The organism is Ornithinibacillus bavariensis (assembly GCF_018333235.1).
GTDB lineage: Bacteria > Bacillota > Bacilli > Bacillales > Amphibacillaceae > Ornithinibacillus > Ornithinibacillus bavariensis.
In genome coordinates, this window is record NZ_BORP01000002.1 from 408,746 (window position 1) to 427,421 (window position 18,676).

Here is an 18,676-nt window from a genome sequence, read left to right on the forward strand (position 1 = left end):
TCAGCATGGCAAAAGAAGTTTTCATGCCGAAACTTAGTAGTACGATGGCAGTTGGTACATTACTGCAATGGTTTAAAGAAGAAGGTGATCCCGTAGAGGTTGGGGAACCGATTTTTGAGATTATGACGGATAAAATTAATATTGAAGTCGAGGCATATGAAGAAGGAATTTTACTTAAAAAGTATTTTCAGGAGGATGAAGAAATCCCTGTTAATACTGTTATTGCCTATATTGGTACAGAAGGGGAAGAGGTTCCCGCAGAGTCTCCTGGAATAAGTGGTGAGGATATTGAGTCTGATGACAGTGCTACGACAAACGCAAAACATGAAGAGGTAGCAGAAAATACTTCTGAAATTACTGATAACAGTGTAGACAATAATGAAAGGGTTCGTGCAACACCTGCAGCAAGAAGGGTCGCACGGGAAAATGATATTACATTAAATACTATTACCGGAACCGGACCAAATGGACGAATCCATGAACAGGATGTTCTTCAGGCAATCCAAGAAAATACAGTATTAGTCACTCCTTTGGCTGAGAAAATAGCAAAAGAAAATGCCATTGATTTAAGTATGGTATCCGGCAATGGTGTGCACGGTAAAATTGAAAAAGCGGATGTTCTAGAATTTATATCTTCCCAAGAGTTGCCAACAAATGGGGATGCGCCAGTTGAACGTGTGAAACTGAAGGGTCTACGAAAGGCTATTGCTGATAAGATGCTAGAAAGTGTACGTTCGATTCCACATGTAACATTGACAAGTGATGTAGACATGAAAAAAGTAATTGAGCTTCGTAAAGCACTTCTCCCAGTAATTGAAAAGCAAACGGGATACCGTATATCTTATACGGAAATTATTATGAAAACTGTTGCCCATGTACTTGGTAATCATCCAAAAGTAAATGCTGCTTTAATAGATAATGAGATTGTTTACAATCAAGATGTCAATATTGGATTAGCTGTTGCAGTTGAAAATGGGTTAATCGTACCTTCCGTAAAACAAGCAAATAAAAAGGGATTGGCTGAATTAACAAAAGTTAGTAAGGAACTAGGGGCTAAATCACGTGAAAACAGGCTGACGCCTGACGAAATGAGGGGGAGCACGTTTACAATTAGCAATTTAGGAATGTTTGCAATCGATGGCTTTACCCCAATTATTAACCCTCCTGAAACTGCAATTCTTGGGGTGGGCCGAATTGTTGAAAAACCAGTAGTTGTTGATGGACAAATAGAAGTACGCCCAATAATGGTTTTGAGTCTATCATTTGATCATCGCGTAATTGATGGAGCACCTGCAGCCGCATTTTTAACCGAGCTAAAATCGAGTCTAGAGGATCCATACAGTCTTTTGGTTTAGGAGGTTTTTAGATGAAGGAATTTGATGTAGCTATCATTGGTGGTGGTCCAGGTGGTTATGTTGCGGCTATTCGTGCTGCGAAGTCTGGTCTTTCGGTTGCTCTTATCGAAGGTCGAGATCTTGGTGGAACATGCCTTAACAGAGGCTGTATTCCATCAAAAACATTGCTAAAGCATGCTGAAATAATCAACAAAATAAAGGAAGCCAAAAACTACGGAATTACTGTTGGTGGTTTTACTTTTTCGATAGAAGAGATAGTAAAACGAAAAAATCAGGTTATTAGTCAACTTCAAAATGGAATTAAAGGACTGTTAAGGCAAAACAAGATTACATTTTTTCACGGTTATGGAACAGTAACTCGTGATAAAAAGATAATCATCGATTTGAAAAATAATAAAGAAGAAATTCATGCAAATACTATCATCTTAGCAAATGGTTCTCAGACTTTTGTTCCTGAAATTCCTGGTCTTGATACAATCCGCTATCATACAAGTGATACAATCTTTGACATTACGGAAGTACCAAAACGTCTCGTTATTATGGGGGGAGGCGTTATTGGATTAGAAATCGCTTGTGTGTTTAATAGTTTGGGGACTTCTGTAGAAATAGTAGAAATGGCTGAACGGGTTATTCCTTCTGAAGATCCTGATGCAACTACATTTTTGACAAAAGAATTGGTTGAAAAAGGGATTAACGTACACACCTCTACCAAAATTACTGGATTTAAACGAGGGGCAAGTACCATTGTGGAATTAGATAGGGGTGGAGAGAAAGTATCCTTAGAAACGGATAGTGTACTTGTGTCTGTTGGACGTACACCTAATTTAACCGGAATTGAAGATTTAGGCCTAGTACTAAATGATCGATTTGTAAAAGTAGATCAGAATTTACAAACCTCAATAGATGGTATATATGCAATTGGTGATTTAATCGGTGGATTCCAACTAGCACATGCTGCAAGTGCTGAAGGAATACATGTTATTAATCATATTTTAGGGGAGTCAAATAAAAAAGAAAGCGCAATACCACGTTGTATATACACGTTCCCGGAGATTGCTAGTGTTGGACTGACAGAAGACGAGGCCCGAGCGAAAGGCTATAAAGTTCAATCTAAAAAAATAGACTTTGCGGGTAATGGAAAAGCAATTGCTGGTGGCGAGAATAAGGGATTTATGAAATTAATTGCTGATGAGAAATATGGAGAGATTCTCGGTGTAGTTATGGTTGGGGCACATGTTACGGAAATGATTAGTCAAGCAACTTCCTTTATTCATTTAGAAGGAACAGTTGATGAGATTAATTCGATGATCTTCCCACACCCTACCATGTCGGAGTCATTATTTGAAAGTGCAGCTGCTTGGGTAGGAAAAGGAATTCATTATAATTAGAGGCTAGTTTCCTATATGTTTCTTATTCTAAGGATTTAAAGACTAGTAAAGTAGAATATGGCTGGAATAGTAAAAAGCGCTAGCCCACTTAGTTAGCGCTTTTGGGAAATTACTTTTTTGAGACTGATATAGAAATAGTAATTAAGGTAATGAATCGACAAAATTCAACAAAATTTAAAGAATATTACAAATAGCTATTGACAGGAAATTATTTCACCAATAATATAATTACAAAGGTAATTAATTGGAACATTTGTAAAACGACTATGTGTAATTGATTAATATGAAAGCGCTTCACATAAATTGTGGGAGGGACGAATCACATGGTAGGATGGTTGGAACAATAAGTATGGAGGTATGAATCCGATGGATTTCACAATCATTCTGGATTATTTTAATGATAATTTTCAGAACTTTATAAAAATATTGCTAAGTGCTCTTTTAGGATTTTTGGTAGGACTGGATAGAGAGTACAAGAATAAGCCTGCTGGCATTAAAACCTATATGTTTGTATCCGTTGCTTGCACCTTATTAACCATCGTCTCAATTGAAGGGGTTACAAAGTTTAGTAATTTACATGAAGGAGTTCGAATGGATCCACTTAGGCTCGCTGCCCAAATAGTTTCTGGATTAGGTTTTCTAGGGGCAGGAGTCATATTAAAGAATGGATTAAAGGTGCAAGGTCTTACCTCTGCAGCAATGATATTTTTAGTAGGAGGAATAGGGATTGGCATTGGATCTGGTTTTTATGGAATTGTAATCTTTTCAACTTTTATTTCAATGGTATTAGCCAGATTAGGGGATACGATTGAAAGGAAGAAAATCAAAAAAGAGAGGCTAGCAAGTTAATAATTTGTTAATAGGTTTCGCAGGTGCTTAATTTTTTAAAATGGAGCGCAATCAGAATTATAAATTTCAAAAAATTTGGGGAGAGAATAAGTAGATGAAAAGGATAACGATTAAACTTTTAGCGGTATTGTTAATAGGAGTTATGTTGGTAGGATGTAGTGATAAAAATGCTTCTGGAAAGAATAAAGATGTAACAGTTCATCTTTACACCTCTGAGTCACAAGATCAAGTTGGAGAGATGATGAAGGAATTTGAAAAAGAAAATCCTGGGATTAAAGTAGAGATTTTTCGGACAGGCACAGAACAAGTAATTGCAAAAATGGAGGCAGAGCGCCAATCTGGAGGATTAGTAGCTGACATGGTCTGGTTTGCAGATATAGATTATTTTAATTCGCTTTCAGAGGAAGACCTACTGGAAGAGTATAAATCTCCGAATGCAGAAGGATTGGATGAAAGCTTTATTTATAATAATGGAAAGTATTATGAGGTTCGCCAAATATTCAATGTTTTAGCTTATAATACTACCCAGGTTAAAAACGCTCCGACTTCTTGGAATGACTTATATAGCACAGATTATAAGGGTAAAGCGGCTATGGCTAGCCCAAACTACTCAGGTGCTGCATTTCTTACTTTGGCTTCTATAGTTCATAATGATGATTTAGGTTGGGATTATTTTAAGTCTTTAAAAGAGAATGACCTAAAATTTGAACAGGGTAATGGTGCTTTGGCAAGTAAGGTAGCTAGCGGTGAGTACCACGTAGTATCGGTAGTTGATTTTATGGCTAGAAATGCGAAAAATGAGGGCTCACCTGTTGAGGTAGTATGGCCTGAAGAAGGTGCGGTTATAATTCCAACTCCAGTTGGTATTATGAAAGATTCTGAAGTGAAGGATGCTGCGAAAAAGGTTTTAGATTTCCTACTATCAAAACAAGGACAAGAGATGTTTAAAGATCAAGGCTATATTCCAGTTAATCCTGAAGTAGGAGTTCCAGAAAATGCTCCTGATACTGATGAAATTAATATCATGCCTCTAGATTTTGACTTTCTTAAAGAAAACAGAGAAAGCCTAAAGACTGGTTTCTCAGATATATTTGGTGAGCAATAATCACCAAATAATAAAGAAGGAATCGTGGACGAAATAAATAAATTTCGTCCAGATTTCCTTAATCTATTGAGAGAGAGGATAGTATTATTCATGTCACGAATAAATCATTCACCAAAAAGATTAGCGACTACTTCCTTTTTTAATGTAACGAACATAGTATGGTGGATTATTGTCATATTAGTTGGATTTACAGTAATTTATCCATCATTAGTTTTAGTTGTAAAAAGCTTTGTGGCCAACGAGGAATTTTCCTTTGCTAATTATTATGCGATCTTTACCAATCCGGCAATTTTAAAAAGTATGATTAATAGTTTAATAGTCGTTATACCTTCAACTATAATTTCAACAATTATAGCGGTTGTCTTAGCATGGATCGTTGCAAGAACTAATCTACCAGGTAAAGGGATATGGCAAACCTTACTTGTCATACCTTATCTTATACCACCTTTTATTGGAGCGATAGCATGGACTTATTTACTTGGCCCTGTTGGCTTTTTCAATAAATGGCTAATGAACTTATTTAACACGACAGAACCGTTAATAGATATTTATAGTATTGGTGGAATGATTTTTGTAATGTCTATATATGGTTTTGCGATACCGTATATTATTATTCTTCCAACCATGAAAAAAATAAACGCATCGATAGAAGAATCTGCACGCATATCTGGTGCGAGTACTTTTAGAACCCTAAAGGATATTACAATCCCTATATTAGCACCGGCAATTTTAGGTGGAATGCTATTGTTATTTATGTATCAAATGGCCGAGTTTGGTGCACCTGCAGTACTTGGTGCTCCAGATCAGATTAACTTAATGACAACACAGATTTATTATACGATTCTATCATCCGATATGCCGAACCATCTTCAAGTTGCGGCAGCACAATCTATGTTATTAGTTTTGCTAGGGATAATCGGGTTAAACATTTATTCAAGATTCACAAAGTCTAGTAAATATGTCGTTGTAAGTGGTAAAAGTGGATCAGCAGAAGTTACTAAATTAGGGAAATATAAATGGATTGTTCAAGTATTTTTAAGTTTAGTTGTATTGGTAACCTTTGTTGCTCCAATGCTTGCAGTTTTAGTTACAAGTATTTCTAAAGTGTATGGCTTACCAGTAAGTTTATCTAATTTAACACTAAACAATTTTCTAAAGCTTTTCGAGCTTAGTTATATTCAGCGCTCCTTATTTAACAGTTTTGTCTTATCCGTAACTGCCGGGGCGGTAGTTGCTTTTTGTGGACTAATTATTGCTTACATGACAATTAGAGGTAAGGCACTTGGTTCCAGTTTGATTAATTCATTAGTTGCAATACCATATGCTGTACCAGGAACGATAGTGGCACTAGCAATGATTATGACTTTTTCAAAACCAGTACCTATTGTAGGCTGGCAGTTGTATGGAACCTTTATGATTTTGTTAATTGCATATTTAGCTAGATTTATGAATTTAGGGGTTACAACATTGTCAGGAGCGATTGGTCAAATTGATCCTGCTTTAGAAGAGGCAAGTAGAATTTCTGGAGCTTCCAAAGCTAGGTCATTCCGCGACGTTATGTTACCTTTGTTACGGCCAAGCTTATATAGTGCATTTTTCCTTGTCTTAATCCCTGCTCTTGGAGAGATTTCTTTGTCTGCGTTATTATGGTCAGTTGGAAATGAAACCATTGGGGTATCCGTTTTTTCTACGCAAATGGAAGGAAAAGTGCTCCTAACAGCAGCATTGGCAATTCTATTACTGACGTTTACTATACTGTTAAATATAATTGCAAGGGTAGTCTCAAGAGGAAAAGTCGGTATTTAACTGGAGGATGAATATGAGTACATTAATATTGAAAAATATTACAAAAAAATATAATAAGGATGTTGTCGTAAATAACTTTAATGCAGAGATAAATAAAAATGAACTGGTAACTATTGTTGGGCCATCAGGCTGTGGAAAAACAACAACTCTACGGATGATTGCTGGTTTCATAGAACCAACTGAGGGCACAATTTCTGTTGATGGCAATGATTTAGTAAACAAGGATAAAAATGTTTTTATGGAGCCAGAAAAGAGGGAAATAGGAATGGTGTTTCAATCCTATGCAGTATGGCCACATATGAATGTCTTTAAAAATGTTTCTTATCCACTTAAATTAAGAAAAGTAAACAAAGAGGAACTTACAAGAAGGACTAGGGAGGCCCTGCGATTAGTACATTTAGAGAAATACGAAAATAGCTTTGTACATGAATTATCAGGTGGACAACAGCAAAGGGTTGCATTAGCAAGGGCATTAGTAATGGAGCCAAGGTTACTTTTACTTGATGAACCACTTTCTAACTTAGATGCAGCATTGCGAGAGACAATGCGAAGTGAAATTAAAGAAATTCAAAGAAAATTGGAAGTAACAATAATCAATGTTACCCATGATCAAACAGAAGCGATGACAATGTCAGATAAGGTTATCATTATGAATAAAGGTTCTATTATTCAAATCGGTACTCCTGAAGAAATTTATAACAATCCAGCTAATTCCTTTGTAGCCAAATTTATAGGGTCTGCAAATTTGATTAATTGTAAGTTAGTTACGGAGTCTGAATCGACTATGATGGTTGAAGTATTTGGTGAACATCTTGAAATTGAACGAAAAGAGACGCTTAATGAGAATGGAATATTATCAGTAAGGCCACACCATATTACACCTATGGAGAACTCAACGTTAAAAGGAAAAATTATTAGAAAGCTATATCAGGGCGATAGGATTGAATATCACTTACAAGTAGAAGAAGAAGTAATTCGGATGATAACAGATGCAAGTTATAATTATCCAGTAGATGACGTAATTGGCTTCCAAATAACTAAAGGAATCTGGTTAAATGACTAATAGATGAAGTCTGGGAGTTTGATAGAATGATGAAAGTTACTATTTTGGGATATTGGGGTGGCTATCCAAAAGATGGAGGAGCTACATCGGGGTATTTAATTACCACAGAAGAAGGAAATGTTCTGGTAGACTGTGGCAGTGGAGTAATGAGTAAGCTGACAAAAAGTCTAACAGTAGATGATTTATGTGGTGTAGTATTAAGTCATTTACATGATGATCATATGGCAGATATTGGTGTTATCCAATATGCAGCGCTAGGTTCACTAAGAAATGGAAGGATGAAGGATAAACTACCTTTGTATGCATCAAATAGTCCAGAAATATTATGGTCACGGTTACAAAGTGATGCCACTAAAAATACGGTAATAGATGAGAGTAAGAGTATTGAGCTAGCTGGTATAACGATAGACTTTCTAAGTGTTAACCATACTATACCTTGTTTTGCTATGCGGTTTACATACCAGGATAAGGTTATCGTATACTCTGCAGATACTGAATATATAGATAGGTTAGTAGAGTTTTCAAAGGACGCAGATCTATTTATTTGTGAGGCAACGATTTGTGAAGGAAGTGTTCATACAGTTGGCAAAGGACATATGGATGCAAAAGAGGCTGGGCTCATAGCAAAAAAAGCGAACGTAAAAGAATTAGTCTTAACACATTTACCTCATGATGGAAATTTTGACAGGATGAAGGAAATGGCAGCTTCTGTTTTTGATAAAGAAATCCATCTCGCGAATGAGAAGAGTGTGTACAGGTTGTAGAATAACTTAGAGGTGAGCACAATGTATAAACTGCTAGCGTTAGATATGGATGGAACATTATTAAATGGAAAAAAAGTAATTACAGAAGAAGTATCAACACAATTAAAAAAACTAAATGAAAATCAAATAGATGTCACGTTAGCAACAGGAAGGTTTCCGGCATCTGTATGGCTTCACGCTAAGAAGCTAGAATTAAAATGTCCCCTTGTTGCATTAAATGGATCTGTGATACTTGACGCTAAATCCGGAGAAGCGTTAAGGACAACTTCTATTGAAAAGGATGTATTATATAAGATAGCAACCTTCTTTGAAAAAGAAAATGTGTATTTTCACTTTTACGGATATAATATCTTAGTGGTTGAAGAGATTAATGAAATGAACCAAAGATGGGCACTTGGAAATGTTGTCATGAATTCCAATTATGAATTACTATCGAAAAACTACGAAGATCAATTAAAACATTTTAGCTTGAACAAAGTAGGTAAACTATCAGAGTTTGTTGAAAATGACAATCTACCAATCTTCAAGGTTACCGTTATAAATGATGATGTTGAAGTGGTTGACAGGCTCTATAATGAGGTAAAAGAATGGCCAGAGCTTAATATTACTAGAACTGGAAAGCGAAGATTTGATATCAATGCCGCCGGCGTAAGTAAAAAATCTGCCTTAATTGATGTTTGCCAAGATAGAAATATCAGACGTGAAGAAGTAGTTGCAGTTGGCGATTATGATAATGATATCGAGATGATCCAATGGGCCGGATTAGGAGTAGCGATGGGAAATGGTAACAATGCAGTAAAAGATATAGCAGACACAATAACACTTTCAAATGAAGAAGATGGTGTAGCGGAGGTAGTAAAAAAGTACTTTAAATAATAACGGTTGTTTTATTGCTTTTACGAAAATGACTAATTGCATCCGAAACAAACTTAAAAAACTCCTTTAAAGTAAATAAGCTTAAAGGAGTTTTTTTGCTATTTATATAAGAATTGAAAATGGAATGCGGAAATTGTCCTGCGTTTCACGAGTGGATTCCCTACAATTTAAAGTGTCGCACTAATTCATTCAATTCCTCTGCTAATTTTGAAAGTTGCTCAGAACTTTCTGCTACCTCTATCATAATACTGCTTGTCTGTTGGGATGATGCAGAAGTTTGTTCCACGCCAGCAGCAGACTCTTCGGAAATGGATGCAATTTCTTCGATGGAGCTATGCATTTCTTGCGTACTAGCTTCAATATCAGACAAATTCTCTGTTATCTTTGTTATGTTATTTGCCATTTCTGTTACAGATTCACTAATCATATTAAAAGTTCTACCAGTAGAGTCAATTTTGCTTGTTCCTTGTTTAACTTCTTGATAGCCATTCTGCAATGACTCGGCAACAACACTAGATTCATTTTGTATATTCGTTACTATATCCGTTATATCAGTCACTGAAACGGATACCTGTTCTGCAAGTTTCCTTACTTCATCTGCTACTACGGCAAATCCTTTACCATGTTCTCCAGCCCGTGCAGCTTCAATCGCAGCATTCAATGCAAGCAGATTTGTTTGTTCCGCAACATCTTTAATTACTGTTACAAGATTAGAGATTTGTTGGGACTGTTTGTCCAGCCCTTGTACCTTATGAACAGCATCTTGTACAATTTGGTCAATTTTATTCATTTGTAAAGTGGACTCTTTCATTAGTTGTGAGCCTTCATTGGTCATCGTTAAGACTTCTTTAGAACTGTCTTCAACTCGACTACCATTCTCATTTGCTTCTTGTACTTTGATTGCAAATGTACTCATAGATGATGCTAAATCACTTGCACTATTTGCCTGAGTTTCTGTTCCCGATGCTAGCTCTTGCATTGTCACCGCTACTTGCTCAGATCCAGCCTTTACCTCATTAGCTGATTGGGTTAACTCTTCACTATGACTTGTTAAGGTCTCTGAAGACTTAGAAACATTTTCCATTACCTTCTTCAAGCTAGATTGCAATTGATTTGTAGCATTCCCTAATTGACCGATCTCATCTTTAGTTTTAATCTGTAACTCTTCTTGAGTCAGGTCACCACTTGAAAGGACCATCATGTGCTCGGAGACCTTTTTGATAGGTTTGGAAATATTATTGGCAAATAACCAAACAACAATTATACCAACAAGTAATGCAATTCCTTCCACAATCAAAATTACTTTTAATAAATCATTTGCAGGTTTATTGAAATCCATCATGTAGGTTCCCGCTACAACAGTCCAGCCCCAATTTGAATCCTTTTGGGAATAGGAGACTTTTGGTTTAATTTGATTTTCATTTCCAGGTAGAGGCCAGTCAAAATAGGTCAATCCCCCACCGTTTTGTGCTTGTTTTATAATTTCCTGGGTGGACTTGATACCATTCGGATCCTCTGAATCCCAGCTATTTTGACCCTCTAATTTAGGATGAGCAATCTGGTTGCCTTCATCATCCAGAATAAAAATATAGCCATTTTCTCCTAAATCAATATTCGTATTGATTGGCCGAGTCCCATCTGCCTGTTTTTCTCCCAATACTAATATCTTCACACGTTCCTGGGCTTCATCTAATGATAATTTACCCATTTCCACCTCTGCATTCAAGGCTTCTATCATTCCAATAGTCATTTCAACACTGTTTTTTAAGTTTGTTGCGCCAAGATCATTTAAACTGTTTTCACTTTTTTGATAACTAAATATACCTAATACTGCTAATGGTGTTAATAATAGCATTACTGAAACAAGAATCAATTTCGATTTAATAGAATTAAAATTGATTTTCAAGTTCTTCATTTTGCACCTACTTGTCAATTTTTTTATGTATATAGTTGGAAAGGACTCTATCTAAGGCATCGTATATCTGACCAACTAGGTCTATATTACTATAAACCAAGATAATTATACAGAGTTTTACAAAATTTAACAAGATGAAAATGAAACAAGTTCTTCTCTATTTGGTAAAGGGTGAAATCTGTCGAGAGTCAGCGTTCCTTCTTGAAAAATGATGTGAAGGAGTTTATAATACAAATGTACAGTATATTGTATTTTGTTCTTAGTGAGAAGGTTAGGATTCATGTGGTTGCCATTGATTTCCCTTATGTAAACGCTTATAATAAGTGTACAAAAAATAGTATTTTGAGTTGAGGTATCGATGACAATGTGGGAAAAGTTATATTCTAAAAACGGGCTAACAGCTAAAAATATTGCAAAGGAATTGTTAGATGTTGAGATTGGGGAAAAGATTCCAAGAGTAGCCGATTATAGTGAAAAATTATCGATTGGTAGAGGAACAGTTCAAATAGCCCTTGGATTGTTAGAAGAGTTAAAGGCGATTAGATTAGAAGCGCGGGGGCATCTAGGTACGTTTTTAATTGATAAGGATATTGAGCTATTACAAGAAATTGCTGGTATATCGCCATTAATTGGAACGATGCCACTTCCATACTCAAGAAAATATGAAGGGTTAGCAACTGGTATGGTTGAGGCTTTTGAAAATGCTGGTAAAAAGATAAATTTATCGTATATGCGTGGTGGATTAAACCGGATTGAAGCAGTTAGAACAAAGCGCAGTGACTTTGCAATTGTATCGAAATTAACAGCAAATAATAGCCTAGAGAAATATCCCGGTTTACAGGTGATGAAGCGATTAGGGGCGAATAGTTATGTTTCAGCACATAAAGTTTTCCTAGCTGATTCGGAGGAAGACAGTATACGCAATGGCATGAGAATTGGTGTCGATATGGATTCACCTGACCAGAAGGAATTGACCTTCAGTGAGTTTAAGGGGATGGATGTCGAATATGTCTATTTCAATTATATGCAGCTTTTTGACATGCTACAGACTAAGCAAATAGATGCAGCTGTATGGAGTATGGATGATAAGCGGTTGAAGCAAATGTTTACGTTTGTTGACTTTAAATCAGAGGAAGCAAGAAAAACCTCAAAGGACACATCTGAAGCAGTTATTGTTATTGATGGCGCTAGAAAAGAAGAAATAGTAGATAAATGGGGAACTGTTGCAAATGAGGATATCCTCTCCATTCAAAATCAAGTAGAAGAAGGTACGAAAATACCTAGATATTAAAAAAATTCTTTGCCAAGTAATCTAGTAATCTATTAGATTGCTACTTAACGTTTCAACTGAAAAGGAAAAGAGTGAGAGATATGTTACTAGAGGGAATAACGTATATGCATGAGCATACGACAATAGATCTTTCCGAAGTAAAGCGCAATGAGGATTGTCAGCTTGATGTTTATGAAGAGACCGTCAAAGAATATAAGAAATTGTATTCGAAGGGCGTACGTAATATTGTGGATGTAACGAATTTTGGTATGGGTAGAAACATCCCATTTGTTCAAAGGGTTGCTGAGGAGAGTGGCATTAATATTATTCATGCTACTGGATTTTATCAGGAAAAATTTTATCCAATTCAGGTTTTCAGAGAAACGAAGGAAGAACTAGCAGAGCGCATGATTCGTGAAATACAGGAAGGAATTAAGGGGACAGATGTAAAAGCACAAATTATTGGTGAAATTGGTACCAGCCATAATGCGTGGACTGAGGCAGAACGTAAGGTTTTCGAAGCAGTAGTAATTGCTCACAAGGAAACCAATAAGCCAATAACAACGCATACTTCCTTAGGTACATTAGGACATGAGCAAGTTGCCTTTTTCAAGGAAAATGGGGTTGATTTAAATCGAGTAATAATTGGGCATGTTGATTTAACAGGGGATGCTGATTATATCATTCATATGCTTCGAGAAGGAGCCTATGTAGAATTTGATACGATTGGAAAAGAAAATTACATGCCAGATCAAGTTCGTGCCGATATTTTGAAACAAATTCAGGAGCTTGGCTACATCGATAAAGTAGTACTATCTATGGATATTACGAGAAAATCACACCTAGAGTACAAAGGTGGACTAGGTTATTCCTATTTATTAGATACCTTTATTCCGATCCTCGAAAGAACTGGTATTACCGATGAATCAATTGAAAAGCTATTAGTGAGGAACCCAATCACATTTTTTGCAGGTTAACTGGCTGAAAGACCCTTAACGAGAAGAATTTAAAAATAAATCGAGAAATCGCAAGTGGGAAATTGGCAGCAAGTAAACGCTAGATTCGTTTACTAACATTCAGTGGGGAGGAAGGGAAACCCTATTGAATGAGGTTTCACTTTATGAAAGGTAGGTGGCAGCATGGAAACAACACCATTAGAAAGTATTTCTATGGAGCAGGCACAGGCGAAACAATTTGCACTAGTCGATGTCATTACGAGACATTTTCAAGGCAATGAAATTTTGTCACTTGGTGACCTAGGTGTCGTCAAAGGATTAAATAAACCAACCTATACGAAGAAAGTAGAGGAGGTTCTTGCTGAATTTTTTGGTGCGGAAAAAGCAAAATTAGTTCGTGGTGCAGGAACTGGTGCACTACGATTCGGATTTATGAGCATTTTAAAACCGGGTGAAAAAATACTAGTGCATGAAGCACCAATTTATCCAACTAGTAAAACGACAATAGAATCGATGGGGATTGGTGCGGTTTATGCTGATTTCCATAAGAAAGATGCGATTGAAAAGGCAATCGTTGAAAATCCCGACCTAAAAGGCGTGTTAATTCAATATACCCGTCAAAAGATAGATGATCATTACGATATGGGAAAGACCATCGAATACATTAAATCGTTAAACCCTTCCTTACCAATCATTACGGATGACAATTATGCAGCAATGAAGGTCGAAAAAATTGGAGTACAGCATGGAGCAGATTTATCTACATTTTCATTGTTTAAGTTATTAGGTCCTGAGGGTATTGGATTAATCATAGGGAAAGCAGCTCTAGTAGATAAAATCGAGAAATTTAACTACTCGGGAGGAAGCCAGGTCCAAGGCCATGAGGCAATGGAAGCATTACGAGGCTTGATTTATGCACCAGTCATGCTGGCAACGCAAGCACAGGTAAATGATCAATTAGTAAATAGACTAAATCAAGGTGAAGTGCCTGGGGTGAAGAAAGCATTTTTAGCCAATGCACAATCAAAGGTATTATTGGTCGAGCTTGAAGAGCCAATAGCCGAGTGTGTACTGGAGCATGCGATGGAGCTTGGTGCAGCGCCAAACCCGATTGGAGCAGAATCGAAGTATGAATTTGTTCCGATGTTCTACCGAGTCTCGGGAACATTTTTAGCAGCAGATCCGTCCCTTGCAAAGAAAATGATCCGAATTAATCCATTACGAAGTGGTCCCGATACCATTATCCGAATTCTAGCAGACAGCATACATCAAGCAAAGAAATAGTCGAAGCATAGAGGAGAGGGACATGATGAGTAGAAGAGTAATCATATTAATATTAGATAGCTTGGGTGTCGGATATATGGAGGACGCAAAGGACTATCATCCACAGGACATTGGCGCCAATACTTTCTATCATATAGTAGATAAAGTTCCAACCATAAAGATTCCTACCTTCGAAAAGCTGGGAATCAATAAAATTATTAATCATCCAACATTACAAACTATCGACAATCCGAGTGCTAGCTATGGATGTTTAAATTTAATGCATAACGGTGCGGATAGCTTTGAGGGACATAATGAAATCATGGGTACCAAGCCGAAGAAAACCTATATGGCTCCATTTAGTGACAATATTGATGAGGTAAAGGATTCATTAGAGAACAGAGGCTATAACGTTAAAATTCCAAATGAAGATTTACCATATTTACTAGTGAATGACCTAGTCATTGTCGCAGATAATATTGAAACAGATTATGGTCAAATTTATAATGTTAGCGCTCCTTTAGATTATATTCCATTTGATGAGGTTCTTAAAATTGGTCAGGTTGTCCGTGAAACAGTTAAGGTCAATCGGGTCATTGCCCTTGGTGGAGAAAATGTTACACCAGAGCATTTACAGGAATCGGTTGAGAGACGCGAGGATGGTCTAGTTGGTGTAAACTCACCGAAGTCAAATGTATATAAACGGGGATATCAAGTGCGACATTTAGGATTTGGTATAACACCAGATTATCAATTACCAACCTTAGCTAAGAAAGCAGGATTGGAAGTGTCACTTATCGGGAAGATGCAGGATGTCATTTTTTGTGAAGGAGCTCGAAAGTTCCCTGGTGTCGATACGGAACAAGTAATGAAAGATATCATTAGTGAGATGGACCATGTGGAACAAGGTGTAATAGCAGCTACGGTTCAGGAAACAGACCTAGCAGGCCATGCACAAAATCCTGAACGTTATGCAAACCGAATTGAGCTAGTGGATCAGTATTTACCTGCACTGCTTGAAAAGATGACCGATGAAGATTTACTAATTATGAGCGCAGATCATGGCAATGATCCAACAATCGGACATAATCAGCATACAAGAGAAAAAACGTATTTACTTGCTTATCAAAATACGGCTAGGTCAGTAGCCATCGGAGAAAGAGATACACTCTCTGATATTGCTGCGACTGGCGCGGATTATTTAGGACTAGATAGAACGGAAAATGGCACGTCATTTCTTCCTTTACTTGAGAAGAAATAGAAAGGAGAGAGACTATGTTTTTACAGGCAACCATGAAACACAATAGAAAATTGATAGATGCAGCAATTGAACTACACCAAGAAGGACTAATCTCACCAAACACCTATGTGCTAGATGTGGATACCGTTCGAAAAAATGCCGAAGCTTTAGCTAGAGAAGCCAAAAAACAGAATATTGAACTGTTATTTATGACCAAACAAATCGGTCGTAATGAACTCATTTCGAAAGCGATTGTGGAAGCAGGTATTGAGAAAGCAGTAGCAGTCGACCCATGGGAAGCGTTGACATTACATCGACAAGGAATAAAAATTGGCCATGTAGGTCATCTCGTGCAGATTCCGAAGTATATGATCCGTACAATACTAGAAGTTAATCCTGATTATGTTACAGTATTCAGCTATGAAAATGCAAAAAACATAAGTGAAATTGCATTAGAAATTGGCAAGAAGCAAAAAATTTTTCTACGTATAGCGGAGTCAGGTGACTTTCTATATGATGGTCAAAAAGGTGGCTTTACACTAAAGCAGCTATATGAAGACATCGATAAGCTGATCAAGCTATCTGGGGTTGAAATTGCAGGATTAACAAGTTTTCCTTGCTTACTAATTGAGGACAGTCAAGCTAAGACAACTCCAAATGTATTATCAATGCAAAAGGCCAAAACATTTTTAGAGGAAAAAGGGTTTAAGGACCTTGAAATGAATATGCCAAGTGCGACTTCAACTGCCACTATGAAGCTACTAAGGGAAAGTGGTGCAACACAAGGTGAGCCTGGGCATGCATTGACTGGAACTACTCCTCTGCATGTGTCAGGTGAGTTTCCAGAAAAACCTGCAATGGTGTATGTGTCAGAGGTTTCCCATCTATATGAAAAAAAGGCGTATGTATTTGGTGGTGGATTTTATCCAAGGTCACGTATGGAGAGGGCACTGGTTGCCCCGGATAAAAATACTATCAAAAGTGTTGATGTAATTGAAAATGATCCCTCGAATATTGACTATTATGGCACATTAGATACAACAGATGTATCCATTGGTGATACTGTTATTTATGCATTTCGCACGCAAATTTTCGTTACGAATGCTCATCTTGCTGTTGTAGGTAGCCTCGAGACAAGTCCAGAGCTACTAGGAATATATGATTCTACTGGAAATAAGGTTCGTTAAAATTTACAGTGTGGGGACAGGAATCGGCATTCTATTTTAAATAGGATATTGAATTATCATAATGAAAGCGTTATAATTACAATATACAATATTCTGTATAAAGGGATTCCAACGCTTGTATGAACATGATTGGAGATGATACGGGATGTCTATCTCGAATAAGCTTAATCTTGCACAACGTGAATTAGGTAGGTCTGTCATTCAAGTGAATCCTCACCTAGCCGAAGAAGTTAGAGGCAAAAATAGTGAACGCTTGTATTTTGGAATGAAAGATACGATCCAAATACCTGATAAACTGATCCAGGTTTTACGTGCGAATCCAAATTATGCTTGGTTAACCATTGATAAGGCAGCAGATAAGGGAAGGGCATTGGATACGGATTTAATCAATCCACTTACATATCGGGTGATGACCGGCTCATCTAGTGGTGGACCAATAAATATTCTAAAAGGTATAAATGATTTTGCTATTGGAACGGATGGGGGAGGGTCAGTTCTAGCACCAGCGATGAGCTGTCAATTACCTTCCATTATCGGCGCAGGGACTGGTTTATTTGTAAAAAATAAAAAGGTATCAACAGACAACGTGGAATTCACGGGTAGTGTTGGTGTTATTGCCAAGAAAATCTCCATTTTGAGGAATGTGATGGAGACTATGCTTGGGACGACGCTTTCCTCGAATAGAGAAAAGGCACGCATCGCTATCCCCAAGAAGGGGTCCCTTCGTACACCAGATGGTAAAGATATGTTTGACAAAATACAACATTATCTATCAAGTATTGATTGCTCATGGTATGAATTGATCGAAATAAATATGAATGGAATCCAAAATCGTCACGTCGGGATAGAACTCATTCAAACTTGTTTCAAAAAGCATGGTATTGATATGATTCTAACCTGTGAAGGCCCGGTTGACGTATATGGTTACGGGGAAACAATTCCAATGCATTTTGGTGAAGTTGGAAAGAAAATTACTGACAACCATGGGAAATATCTTATCAGGGCAGCCAATATTGCTAAGACAACAGCTATTACCGTTCCAACCGAGACGCTTGCCACTGGGATTGTCGTTATTGCAAAAGAGGGTATCAAGCATTGTCAAGTAGCACTTGATTTCGCAGAGAAGTTAGAGGAGTCTATCAAACTACCAAAGGTATGGAGTAGATATTTTCTTGAAAATGATGAAAAATTTACGAAGTTATCTTTTTAGTGAAATATAGTAAAGCGTATTCATGAGAAAACAAAGTATTTTATAGGGGGAATATACAGGTGAACTTAGAAGAGTATAATCAGCGTTTACAATTACTACTTGAGGAAAACATCATTACAAATGAGGCTCATACTGTCGCGGAGAAGGTCTTTAAGAATTTTATAGCTGTGGTAGGAAAAGAGGAAGTAGATCACGCTGAGATGCTTTTTACCCACTTACCAATGGCCCTTACTCGTATTCAAAATGGAGAAGAAGTTGAGAAGCCGTCAGCATTAATCATGAAGGAGATTGAAGAATCAAGTCATATTTCCTGTGTTAAAGAACAAGTAGCTTTTATTGAATCCTTATGGAATAAACCACTACCACAAGGTGAAAAAGAGTACTTATATATGCATTATGTAACCGTTTTAAATGCAAATTGTTAAAAAT

General features: G+C 36.9%; 16 protein-coding genes. 15 read left to right on the forward strand and 1 reads right to left on the reverse strand.

Annotated features, from left to right (window positions below; genetic code table 11):
- Window positions 1-5: 5 nt before the first annotated feature.
- From KI338_RS07765 to KI338_RS07800, 8 genes are all read left to right on the forward strand, one after another.
- The gene (locus KI338_RS07765; RefSeq protein ID WP_212920433.1) at window positions 6-1,355 is read left to right on the forward strand and encodes a dihydrolipoamide acetyltransferase family protein; all 1,350 of its coding nucleotides are present in this window, start codon (window positions 6-8) and stop codon (window positions 1,353-1,355) included.
- Between the two features lie 11 nt (window positions 1,356-1,366).
- Window positions 1,367-2,743, forward strand: coding sequence for a dihydrolipoyl dehydrogenase (gene lpdA, locus KI338_RS07770; RefSeq protein WP_212920434.1), 1,377 nt, complete (start codon window positions 1,367-1,369; stop codon window positions 2,741-2,743).
- Window positions 2,744-3,109: 366 nt separating this feature from the next.
- Complete coding sequence (locus KI338_RS07775) at window positions 3,110-3,592, forward strand: MgtC/SapB family protein (protein WP_244853460.1); 483 nt, start codon at window positions 3,110-3,112, stop codon at window positions 3,590-3,592.
- A 94-nt stretch (window positions 3,593-3,686) separates the two neighbouring features.
- Window positions 3,687-4,697: an ABC transporter substrate-binding protein gene (locus KI338_RS07780; RefSeq protein ID WP_212920436.1), complete on the forward strand. Its 1,011-nt coding sequence runs from the start codon at window positions 3,687-3,689 to the stop codon at window positions 4,695-4,697.
- 90 nt (window positions 4,698-4,787) lie between these two features.
- Window positions 4,788-6,503 (forward strand): ABC transporter permease, encoded by a 1,716-nt coding sequence (locus tag KI338_RS07785; protein ID WP_212920437.1) that lies wholly within the window; start codon window positions 4,788-4,790, stop codon window positions 6,501-6,503.
- Window positions 6,504-6,516: 13 nt separating this feature from the next.
- A complete protein-coding gene (locus KI338_RS07790; protein WP_212920438.1) occupies window positions 6,517-7,566 on the forward strand; it encodes an ABC transporter ATP-binding protein in 1,050 nt (349 codons plus the stop codon).
- A gap of 26 nt (window positions 7,567-7,592) precedes the next feature.
- On the forward strand, window positions 7,593-8,330 hold the full coding sequence (locus tag KI338_RS07795; RefSeq protein ID WP_244853462.1) for an MBL fold metallo-hydrolase: 738 nt from the start codon (window positions 7,593-7,595) through the stop codon (window positions 8,328-8,330).
- Window positions 8,331-8,351: 21 nt separating this feature from the next.
- Window positions 8,352-9,206 (forward strand): Cof-type HAD-IIB family hydrolase, encoded by an 855-nt coding sequence (locus KI338_RS07800; RefSeq protein WP_212920439.1) that lies wholly within the window; start codon window positions 8,352-8,354, stop codon window positions 9,204-9,206.
- A 160-nt stretch (window positions 9,207-9,366) separates the two neighbouring features.
- On the opposite strand, the gene KI338_RS07805 is transcribed toward KI338_RS07800, so the two are convergent.
- Window positions 9,367-11,121, reverse strand: a complete 1,755-nt coding sequence (locus KI338_RS07805) for a methyl-accepting chemotaxis protein (RefSeq protein ID WP_212920440.1) — start codon at window positions 11,119-11,121, stop codon at window positions 9,367-9,369.
- A 358-nt stretch (window positions 11,122-11,479) separates the two neighbouring features.
- Between KI338_RS07805 and yhfZ the strand changes: the two genes are divergently transcribed.
- The 7 genes from yhfZ (at window position 11,480) to KI338_RS07840 (ending at window position 18,672) form a co-directional block, all read left to right on the forward strand.
- Window positions 11,480-12,412 (forward strand): GntR family transcriptional regulator YhfZ, encoded by a 933-nt coding sequence (gene yhfZ / locus KI338_RS07810; protein WP_244853465.1) that lies wholly within the window; start codon window positions 11,480-11,482, stop codon window positions 12,410-12,412.
- Between the two features lie 80 nt (window positions 12,413-12,492).
- On the forward strand, window positions 12,493-13,368 hold the full coding sequence (locus tag KI338_RS07815) for a phosphotriesterase family protein (RefSeq protein WP_212920607.1): 876 nt from the start codon (window positions 12,493-12,495) through the stop codon (window positions 13,366-13,368).
- Between the two features lie 162 nt (window positions 13,369-13,530).
- On the forward strand, window positions 13,531-14,631 hold the full coding sequence (locus KI338_RS07820; protein ID WP_212920441.1) for an aminotransferase class V-fold PLP-dependent enzyme: 1,101 nt from the start codon (window positions 13,531-13,533) through the stop codon (window positions 14,629-14,631).
- Between the two features lie 22 nt (window positions 14,632-14,653).
- On the forward strand, window positions 14,654-15,871 hold the full coding sequence (locus tag KI338_RS07825; protein ID WP_244853467.1) for a phosphopentomutase: 1,218 nt from the start codon (window positions 14,654-14,656) through the stop codon (window positions 15,869-15,871).
- A 14-nt stretch (window positions 15,872-15,885) separates the two neighbouring features.
- Window positions 15,886-17,037: a YhfX family PLP-dependent enzyme gene (locus tag KI338_RS07830; RefSeq protein ID WP_212920442.1), complete on the forward strand. Its 1,152-nt coding sequence runs from the start codon at window positions 15,886-15,888 to the stop codon at window positions 17,035-17,037.
- A gap of 145 nt (window positions 17,038-17,182) precedes the next feature.
- Window positions 17,183-18,247: an amidase family protein gene (locus KI338_RS07835; RefSeq protein WP_212920443.1), complete on the forward strand. Its 1,065-nt coding sequence runs from the start codon at window positions 17,183-17,185 to the stop codon at window positions 18,245-18,247.
- 59 nt (window positions 18,248-18,306) lie between these two features.
- Entirely contained in the window at window positions 18,307-18,672 is a 366-nt protein-coding gene (locus KI338_RS07840) for a PRD domain-containing protein (RefSeq protein ID WP_212920444.1), read from the forward strand.
- Window positions 18,673-18,676 lie beyond the last annotated feature (4 nt).